This window comes from Nocardia cyriacigeorgica NBRC 100375 (assembly GCF_000308555.1).
Lineage (GTDB): Bacteria > Actinomycetota > Actinomycetes > Mycobacteriales > Mycobacteriaceae > Nocardia > Nocardia cyriacigeorgica.
Window position 1 is genome coordinate 1 of sequence record NZ_BAFY01000055.1, and the last position, 9,264, is coordinate 9,264.

A 9,264-nucleotide genomic window follows, 5' to 3' on the forward strand; every position below is an offset into this window, starting at 1 on the left:
TCAGGAGCGCGGCCTGTCCTGGCTGGCGACCATGAGCCGGATGGGTCTCGGCGCGATCCTCGCCGACGATATGGGCCTCGGCAAGACGATCCAGGTCTTGGCACTGCTGCTGCACGAACGCGCGGGCGAGCGGCCGGTCGGACCGACGCTGCTGGTGTGCCCGATGTCGGTCGTCGGCAACTGGCAGCGCGAGGCCGAGCGATTCGCCCCCGACCTGCGCGTCCTCGTCCATCACGGCGCCGCCCGCGCCAAGGGCGAGCAGCTGTTGGCCGCCATCGCCGAGGCCGATCTGGTCCTCACCACCTATGCCCTGATGGCCCGCGATATCGCGGATCTGGCCGCCCGCGACTGGGATCGGGTGGTGCTCGACGAAGCCCAGCACATCAAGAACTCGGGCACACGGCAGGCGCGGGCCGCTCGCGCACTGCCGGCCAGACATCGGCTGGCGCTCACCGGAACTCCGGTGGAGAACCGCCTGGAGGAACTGCGCTCGATCCTGGATTTCACCATGCCGAAAGTGCTCGGCAGCGCCCAGACCTTCCGCGCCAGGTTCGCCGTGCCGATCGAACGCGAACGCGACGAGAACGCCATCACCCGGCTGCGCACCGTCACCGCACCGTTCGTGCTGCGCCGGGTGAAGACCGATCCGAGCGTGATCTCCGATCTGCCGGACAAACTCGAGATGACGGTGCGCGCCAACCTGACCGTCGAACAGGCCGCGCTCTACCAGGCCGTCGTCGACGACATGCTGAACAAACTCCGCGACGCCAAGGGCATGGCCCGTAAGGGCGCGGTCCTCGGCGCGCTGACCCGTCTCAAACAGGTCTGCAACCATCCGGCGCATTACCTCGGCGACGGGTCGCCGGTGCTGCGCCGGGGCGGGCATCGCTCCGGAAAGCTCGCCCTGGTGGAGGACGTGCTCGACGCGGTGCTCGCCGACGGGGAAAAGGCCTTGCTGTTCACCCAGTTCCGCGAGTTCGGCGAGCTGATCGAGCCTTATCTGGCCGAGCGGTTCGGTACCAGGATTCCGTTCCTGCACGGCGGGGTCGCCAAACAGCGCCGCGACACCATGGTGGCCGAGTTCCAGTCGACCGACGGTCCGCCGCTGATGTTGCTGTCGCTCAAGGCCGGCGGCACCGGCCTCAACCTGACTGCGGCCAATCATGTTGTGCACCTGGACCGCTGGTGGAATCCCGCGGTGGAGAACCAGGCCACCGACCGCGCCTACCGGATCGGTCAGCAGCGCGCGGTGCAGGTGCGCAAGCTGGTGTGCGTCGACACCATCGAAGAGCGCATCGACGAAATGATCAGTGGCAAAAGCCAACTCGCCGATCTCGCGGTCGGGTCGGGGGAGAACTGGATCACCGAGTTGAGCACCGATGAGCTGCGTGATCTGTTCGCTCTCGGCGCGGAGGCGGTGGGCGAATGAGTCCGCGCGTGGATTACCGCGAGTTCGGGCCGCGACGGCCGGTGTCCGGCGGCGTCGAAGCCCGCAGCAGACGTGGGGCTTTCGCGCGCACGGCGTGGGGCCGGGCGTTCATCCAAGCGGTCGAGCGGATGGCCGAGCCGGGACGGCTCGCGCGTGGGCGCAGCTACGCGCGGTCCGGGCAGGTCGTCAGCTACCGGATCGAACGCGGCGCCGTGGTCGGTGAGGTGCAGGGCAGTCAGCCGCGCCCGTTCACCGCCACCTGTACGGTTCGGCCGCTGCGTGCCGAAGAGATCGAATTGCTGGTCGAGGAGATTCGCTCGGCGCCGGGCATGCTGGCCCAGATCGCCTCCGGCGCGTTGCCTGCCGCTCTGTCACCGCATCTGCTGCCCGAGACCGCGGCGGATCTCGATTTCGGCTGCACCTGCCCCGATCCGGGCTGGCCGTGCAAGCATGTGGCGGCGCTGTGCTACCTGCTCGCCGAACGGCTCGACGAGTACCCGCGTGATCTGCTCACCCTGCGTGGACTGTCGCTGGACACCCTCATCGGCGGGGTCGAACGCGGGGCGGGCTCCGGCGGTGACGCCGACCCCTACGGCGAAGCGCTCGAACTTCCAGCACTGCCGACACCTGAATTTCGTTCCGCTCCAGAGGATTTGGATCCGACGCTATTACGTCGCGCCCTGCGCATGCTCGCCGAGGACGAAGCTGTCGCCGCGAGCGGCCTGCGCACGCTGACCTCCTGGTACGACGATCTGCGTCAGGCCTGACTCACGCTTCGTCGATGCGGTACACGCGTTCGGCGTTGGCCCTGAACACCCGATCCAGGCATGCGGAATCGCCCACGTGGTCGGCGACGACCGCGGCCACGGCCTGGGCGCTGCCCGCGATGGTGGTGATCGGCTTGTCCACCGGGAAATTGGAGCCCCACACCAGCCGCTCGACTCCGAAACAGTCCACCGCGTGCCGCAGCATCGGGCCGATCCGTTCGATCAGCTGGGGCACAGGTGTCGCGCTGCCGCGCGGCGGAACCGGATGCCCGAGGATCGGCATCATCAGACCGCTGACCTTGGCCACCACATTCGGCTGGGCCGCTACCGCCGCGATGTCGTCGCGCCAGCGCACGAACAGCTCGCGCCGATGCCCCGGGTTGTATCCGGTGTGCTTGCCGACGGCGCCGAAGATCCCCGCCGGGGTGCCGAGATGATTCAGCACGATGGTGACCTCGGGATATCGCGTGGCCAGGGCGGCCACATCGGGCAGTTGATGCGAATACACCCACGCCTCGAACGACAACTGCCGCCGGGCGAGTTCGGCGAACCCTTCGAGGAAAGCATTGGCGGTGAGATCGCCCGGCGTGCTGGTGAACGAGCGCACATCCGGATCCGGATGGTGGGCGACCATGGTGCGGATCCCGCGCAGCAGCGGCGACGCCGAGGCATGCGCGTCGAGCAGTTCCGCGACACCGGGTGCGGCCGGATCGGCGCTGGCGATGATCGCGCCCAGCCGTGGGGTGTCGATGCCGAACGGCAGACTCGCCACCCAGCGCGTCTCGTCCGCCTTGGCGAGCGGGCCGGTGCCGGTCCACTCGACCTCGATATGGGCGAGGGTGGCGACCTTCAATCCTGCGGTGTCGTTGCGGTAATTCGCGGGCAGGTACGGATGCATATACGGCGTCGGATCGCCGACGAACTCGCGGTCACGGCGTGGCGCCACCTTCATCGCGACACCGATCGGCAGCGGCAGATACCGGAACAACCGGGCCAGCCCGCTGAAATCACGCGGCGTCGACAGCGGATCCCACTGATGGATGTGCGCGTCGATAATGGGAATGTCGGTGAGATCCATGATGTCCGTCCCGTCCGCCGTTCACCCGGTCGCCGCGATTGTCACACGCGAGCCGCGCCCGCATCCGCAGTACCGCCGAAACCGCGGGCGGGTCGGACATCTGACCGCGTGGTCGACGAGAGTGCGTACCTGCTCACCGTTCCTCCGGACAGAGCGGACGGCGGCTAGCCGGCCTCGGGTGCGTAGGCCCGCAGGAAGGTCTCGACCGCCGCGTCCGCGATGTCGCGCAGGGTCGCGTCCGGGACCGCGCGGGTGCCGAGCCTGCTGTGCCGTTCGAGTGGGCCGGTGAGCAGGGCGAGCAGTTGCTCGGCCGCACGTTCCGGATCGGCGTAGCGCAGCCGCCCGTCGAGCATGTAGCGCGCCAGCCGGTCGCTCACTGCCGCGGCCAGCTGCTGTGGCACTCGCTCCAGGATCTCGGCGGCCAGGTCGGGGAAGGTGACCAGCTGCGCGTAGGTCAGCCGGTGCAGTGCCGTGGCTCGGGCTCCCGCGCACACTGTGACCAGGCGATACGCCGCCTCGTTCAGTGCGGCGCCCGGATCCGAACCGGACTCGCGCAACGGTTGCAGCGCGGCCGAGCATTGCGCGGCCACCGAATCGGCCGCGGCGCGCATCGCTTCCCGCAGCAGCGTGGGCTTATCGGTGAGGTGGTTGTACACGGTCGGCTTGGCCACCCCGGCCTGGTCCGCGATTTCCTGAACGCACGCCTGGTCGTAGCCGCGGCGGGCGAAGACCTCGAATGCCACCTCGAGGATTGCCTGCCGTTTGTCGATGCGCCCTCGGCCGGTCGTCGCTGGAGTCGCGGTCGCCATCGGTCCGGACATCTCCGATGACCCGGACCCGGAGCTCAACGCCCGGATCATGGCGTTGCATCAGCGCAAGGTGCAGATGTATCCGGAGTGGGATCAGCTCATGTCGACGATTCCGGAGGTGCGTATCGCCTGAGTCTGGTGCCACGAAGTGGGTGGGTGTACGATTTTGCTTGGACGTCCAACTATTGGATGACCGTAAACCTGCGCATGCGCCGCATGCCGCCGCTGTTCAACACCACTCGAGGACAGGTTTCGCATGGTTCGTGAACTCACCCACTTCATCGGCGGACAGCAGGTCCCCGGCACCTCCGGCCGCTTCGGTGACGTGTTCGATCCCAATGTCGGGCAGGTGCAGGCCAGGGTCCCGCTGGCCAGTACCTCCGAGGTCGAGGCGGCGATCGCGAACGCCGCCGCCGCGCAGCCGGAATGGGCCGCGTTCAACCCGCAGAAGCGGGCGCGCGTGCTGATGAAATTCCTGACCCTGGTGCAGGACGAGATGGACAGCCTGGCCGCGCTGCTGTCGAGCGAGCACGGCAAGACCCTCGCCGACGCCAAGGGCGATATCCAGCGCGGACTCGAGGTCATCGAGTTCGCCACCGGCATCCCGCATCTGCTCAAGGGCGAATACACCGAGAGCGCGGGCACCGGTATCGACGTCTACTCGATGCGTCAGCCGCTCGGCGTGGTCGCAGGCATCACCCCGTTCAACTTCCCGGCGATGATCCCGCTGTGGAAGGCCGGACCGGCGCTGGCCTGCGGCAACGCCTTCGTGCTCAAGCCGTCCGAGCGCGACCCCTCGGTGCCGCTGCGGCTGGCCGAGCTCTTCCTCGAGGCCGGCCTGCCCGCCGGGGTGTTCAACGTCGTCAACGGCGACAAGGAAGCCGTCGACGCGATCCTGCACGACCCGCGCATCCAGGCCGTCGGGTTCGTCGGCTCCACCCCGATCGCCCAGTACATCTACGAGACCGCCACCGCCAACGGCAAGCGCGCCCAGTGCTTCGGCGGCGCCAAGAACCACGCCATCGTCATGCCCGATGCCGACCTCGACGATGTGGCCGATCAGCTCATCGGCGCCGGCTACGGCTCGGCCGGCGAGCGCTGCATGGCCATCTCGGTGGCCGTGCCGGTCGGTGAGGAGACCGCCGACCGGCTGGTCGCCAAGCTCACCGAGCGGGTGCACAAGCTCAATGTCGGCCGCTCCGACGATCCGGGCGCCGACTTCGGCCCGCTGGTCGGCAGCGACGGCGTGGACCGGGTGAACAACTACATCCAGATCGGTGTCGACGAGGGCGCCGAACTGGTGGTGGACGGCCGCAACCTCACCGTCGACGGCGCCGAGGATGGCTACTTCGTCGGCGCGACCCTGTTCGACAAGGTCACCCCCGACATGCGCATCTACACCGAGGAGATCTTCGGGCCGGTGCTCAGTGTGGTGCGCGCGCACGATTACGAGGAGGGTCTGCGCCTGGCCAGCGAGCACGAATTCGGCAACGGCGTCGCCATCTTCACCCGCGACGGCGACACCGCGCGGGATTTCGCCGCCCGCGTGCAGGTGGGCATGGTCGGCATCAATGTGCCGATCCCGGTGCCCATCGCCTACCACACCTTCGGCGGCTGGAAGCGGTCCGGTTTCGGCGATCTGAACCAGCACGGCCCGGATTCGATCCGCTTCTACACCAAGACCAAGACCGTCACCCAGCGCTGGCCGAAGGGTCTGAAGGAGAACGCGGACCACTTCGTCATCCCGACGATGGACTGAGGCGATGTTCACTCTGAACGACGACGAACGCGCGATTCGCGAGACCGCACGCGATTTCGCCGACGAGTTCCTGGCTCCGCACGCGCTCGAATGGGACGAGCACATGCACTTCCCAATCGAGGTGCTGCGCAAATCCGGTTCGGTCGGCCTCGGCGGCATCTATGTCGCCGAGGATGTGGGTGGTTCGGCCCTGCGCAGGCTTGACGCGGTGCGCATCTTCGAAGAGCTGGCCACCGGCTGCCCGGCGGTCGCCGCCTACATCTCGATCCACAATATGGCGGCCTGGATGATCGACGCCTACGGTGACGACGGCCAGCGTTTCCGCTGGCTGCCCGGCATGACCTCGATGGAGATCCTCGGCAGCTACGCCCTCACCGAACCGGGCGTGGGCTCGGACGCGGCGGCGTTGACCACCAAGGCGGTCCGCGACGGTGACGACTACATCCTCAACGGCGCCAAGCAGTTCATCTCCGGCGCGGGCGCCAACGACGTGTACGTGATGATGGTGCGCACGGGCGAGGAAGGGCCGCGCGGCATTTCGGCGCTCATCGTGCCCGCCGACACTCCCGGTCTCACCGTCGGCCCGAACGAGAAGAAGATGGGCTGGAAGGCCCAGCCGACCCGGCAGGTGATCCTCACCGATGCCCGGGTCCCGGTCGCCAACCGGCTCGGCGCCGAAGGCGACGGCTTCCGCATCGCCATGAACGGGCTCAACGGCGGCAGGCTCAATATCGCGGCCTGCTCGATCGGCGGCGCGCAGGCGGCGCTGGACAAGACCGTGCCGTACCTGGCGCAGCGGCAGGCGTTCGGTGCTCCGCTGTTGAAGAATCAGGCGTTGCAATTCGACCTGGCCGATATGCGCACCCAGCTGGAGGCCGCGCGCACCCTGCTGTGGCGGGCGGCCGACGCCCTCGACGCGGATGCCGACGACAAGGTCGAGCTGTGCGCGATGGCCAAGCGGTTCGCCACCGATGCCGGCTTCGAGGTCGCCAACAAGGCCCTGCAACTGCACGGTGGCTACGGTTACCTCGCCGAGTACGGTCTGGAGAAAATCGTCCGGGATCTGCGCGTGCATCAGATCCTCGAGGGCACCAACGAGATCATGCGGGTGGTCGTCGCCAGGTCGATGACCTCGGCCGCCCGCGGGGCAGGAGCAGCATGAGTGAACCCGAAGTCCTGATCGAGACCCGTGACGGGCTCGGCGTCATCACCCTGAACCGGCCCAAGGCCATCAACGCGCTCAATCACGCGATGGTGCTCACCATCACCGAGGCGCTGCGGGCCTGGGCCGATGACCCGCAGGTGCGTACCGTGGTGCTCACCGGTGCCGGCGAGCGCGGTCTGTGCGCGGGTGGCGATATCGTCGCCATCCACGACGACGCCAAACGCGCACAGCAGGATTCGGCCGGCACGGCCACCGGCGCCGAATCCGCCTCCGGCCGGTTCTGGCGCGACGAGTACATCCTCAACGCGCTGATCGGCCGGTATCCCAAGCCGTATGTCGCGGTGATGGACGGCATCGTGATGGGTGGCGGCGTCGGGCTGTCCGGGCATGCCGGGCACCGGATCGTCACCGAGCGGTCCATGATCGGGATGCCCGAGGTCGGTATCGGTTTCGTCCCCGACGTGGGCGGCACCTATCTGCTGGCGCGGACTCCGGGCGAGCTCGGCACCCACGTCGCGCTCACCACCGCCCGGATGCGCGCCGGTGACGCCATCGCCGCCGGTTTCGCCGACTATTACATTCCCTCCGAGCACATCCCGGCGCTGCTGGACACCCTGCGCACCGAGACCGCTGACATCGCCATCGCCAAATTCGCCACGGCCGCACCGGAATCGGAGCTGCGGGCCCATCGGTCCTGGATCGACGCCTGCTACAGCGCCGATACGGTCGAAGAAATCGTGGAGCGGTTGCGTGCCAACGGCCCCGACGCGGAGGCGGCGGCCAGCGAACTGCTGTCGAAATCGCCGGTGTCGCTGAAGGTCACGCTGCGCTCGCTGCGGTCGGCGCGGCGCGCGCAGTCGCTGGAGGCGGTGCTGAATGAGGAGTACCGCGTCTCGATCGCCACGCTCGCATCCCACGACCTGGTCGAGGGCATTCGCGCGCAGGTGATCGACAAGGACCGCAACCCGCGGTGGTCGCCGTCCACCCTGGAAGCGGTGACCGACGAACAGGTCGCGGCCTACTTCACCGAATTGGGTGGCCATGAACTGGGTTTGACCGCCCCGAACCCGGAGGGACAGCAGTGAACGAGCCTGCCCGCAAGACCATCGGTTTCCTCGGCCTCGGCCACATGGGTGCGCCGATGGCCGCCAATCTGGTGCGCGCCGGATACGACGTGCACGGCTTCGACCCGACGCCTGCCGCTCAGGAGGTCGCGCGCGAAGCCGGGATCCGGCTGGTCGAATCCGGTGTCGCCGCCGCCGTCGACCGCGACATCGTGATCACCATGCTGACCAACGGCAAGCTGGTCCGCGATGTCTACGGCGAACTTGTGCCCGCCGCGGGGCCCGGCACGCTGTTCGTCGACTGTTCGACCATCGACGTCGCCGATGCCAAGGCGGCCGCCGAGATGGCGGTCGCGGCCGGGCACCGCGCCCTGGACGCACCGGTCTCCGGTGGGGTGGCCGGTGCCGCCGCGGGCACGCTGACCTTCATGGTCGGCGGCGAGGAAGCCGATTTCGCCGAAGCACTGCCGGTGCTCGAGGTGATGGGCGCCAAAGTGGTGCACTGCGGTGCGAACGGCGTCGGTCAGGTCGCCAAGATCTGCAACAACATGCTGCTCGGCATCTCGATGATCGGCCTGTCCGAGGCGCTGGTGCTTGGGGAGAAGCTGGGCCTGAGCCACCAGTCGTTCTTCGACGTGGTGTCCAAGGCTTCCGGCCAGAGCTGGGCGCTGACCAACTACTGCCCGGTGCCGGGCCCGGTGCCGAACAGCCCGGCGAACAACGATTACGAGCCCGGTTTCGCCACCGCGCTGATGCACAAGGACCTCGGCCTGGCCGCGAATGCGCTGCGGAACAACGGCGTCGACGGACAGCTCGGCCTGCTGGCCGCCGAGATCTACGAGCGGTTCAACCAGTCGGCGGCCGGTAAGGACTTCTCCGCTATCGTCACCGACATCCGTAGTCGATCCGAGCAAGAGGGTGATTGAGTGGAAGCATCGCGTAGCGATTCCGTGAGGGGCGGCGGTCGGGCGACGGGTGGGCGCGAATTCGAGACCATTCTGCTGGAGCGCAAGGGCCGGGTCGGCCTGATCACGCTGAACCGGCCGAAGGCGCTGAACGCGTTGAACGCGCAGGTCCTCGATGACGTCATCGCCGCACTCGACGAGCTCGAGCACGACGACGAGATCGGCGCCGTCGTCATCACCGGTTCCGAGAAGGCCTTCGCCGCCGGCGCCGACATCAAGGAAATGCAG

Annotated in this window: 10 protein-coding genes; 8 read left to right on the forward strand and 2 right to left on the reverse strand. The window is 68.0% G+C overall.

Translation table 11 applies throughout. The annotated features are described in order from the left end of the window. Window positions 1–1,429 (forward strand): DEAD/DEAH box helicase (locus RJ05_RS05320; RefSeq protein ID WP_036533750.1); only part of this gene is annotated, 1,429 nt, incomplete at its 5' end. Further along, entirely contained in the window at window positions 1,426–2,196 is a 771-nt protein-coding gene (locus RJ05_RS05325; RefSeq protein WP_036533752.1) for an SWIM zinc finger family protein, read from the forward strand. The genes RJ05_RS05320 and RJ05_RS05325, both read left to right, overlap by 4 nt. Window position 2,197: 1 nt before the next feature. Here RJ05_RS05325 and RJ05_RS05330 read toward each other — a convergent pair whose 3' ends face one another. Both RJ05_RS05330 and RJ05_RS05335 read right to left on the reverse strand, forming a co-directional pair. Continuing rightward, window positions 2,198–3,274 carry an amidohydrolase family protein gene (locus RJ05_RS05330; protein ID WP_036533755.1) on the reverse strand — a complete coding sequence of 359 codons (1,077 nt, stop codon included), beginning with the start codon at window positions 3,272–3,274 and terminating at the stop codon, window positions 2,198–2,200. A 164-nt stretch (window positions 3,275–3,438) separates the two neighbouring features. Beyond that, entirely contained in the window at window positions 3,439–4,017 is a 579-nt protein-coding gene (locus tag RJ05_RS05335) for a TetR/AcrR family transcriptional regulator (protein WP_211357642.1), read from the reverse strand. Between the two features lie 25 nt (window positions 4,018–4,042). Between RJ05_RS05335 and RJ05_RS30505 the strand changes: the two genes are divergently transcribed. The 6 genes from RJ05_RS30505 to RJ05_RS05360 form a co-directional block, all read left to right on the forward strand. Then, window positions 4,043–4,216 (forward strand): hypothetical protein, encoded by a 174-nt coding sequence (locus RJ05_RS30505; RefSeq protein ID WP_174343901.1) that lies wholly within the window; start codon window positions 4,043–4,045, stop codon window positions 4,214–4,216. A gap of 123 nt (window positions 4,217–4,339) precedes the next feature. Beyond that, window positions 4,340–5,842, forward strand: coding sequence for a CoA-acylating methylmalonate-semialdehyde dehydrogenase (locus RJ05_RS05340; RefSeq protein ID WP_036533757.1), 1,503 nt, complete (start codon window positions 4,340–4,342; stop codon window positions 5,840–5,842). 4 nt (window positions 5,843–5,846) lie between these two features. Continuing rightward, window positions 5,847–7,004, forward strand: coding sequence for an acyl-CoA dehydrogenase family protein (locus tag RJ05_RS05345; RefSeq protein WP_036533759.1), 1,158 nt, complete (start codon window positions 5,847–5,849; stop codon window positions 7,002–7,004). Beyond that, on the forward strand, window positions 7,001–8,092 hold the full coding sequence (locus RJ05_RS05350; protein WP_036533761.1) for an enoyl-CoA hydratase/isomerase family protein: 1,092 nt from the start codon (window positions 7,001–7,003) through the stop codon (window positions 8,090–8,092). Before RJ05_RS05345 ends, RJ05_RS05350 begins: the two co-directional genes overlap by 4 nt. After that, window positions 8,089–8,997: a 3-hydroxyisobutyrate dehydrogenase gene (gene mmsB, locus RJ05_RS05355; RefSeq protein WP_036533764.1), complete on the forward strand. Its 909-nt coding sequence runs from the start codon at window positions 8,089–8,091 to the stop codon at window positions 8,995–8,997. Before RJ05_RS05350 ends, mmsB begins: the two co-directional genes overlap by 4 nt. Before the next feature lie 24 nt (window positions 8,998–9,021). Then, a partial coding sequence (locus RJ05_RS05360; RefSeq protein ID WP_174343902.1) for an enoyl-CoA hydratase-related protein occupies window positions 9,022–9,264 on the forward strand: 243 nt, incomplete at its 3' end.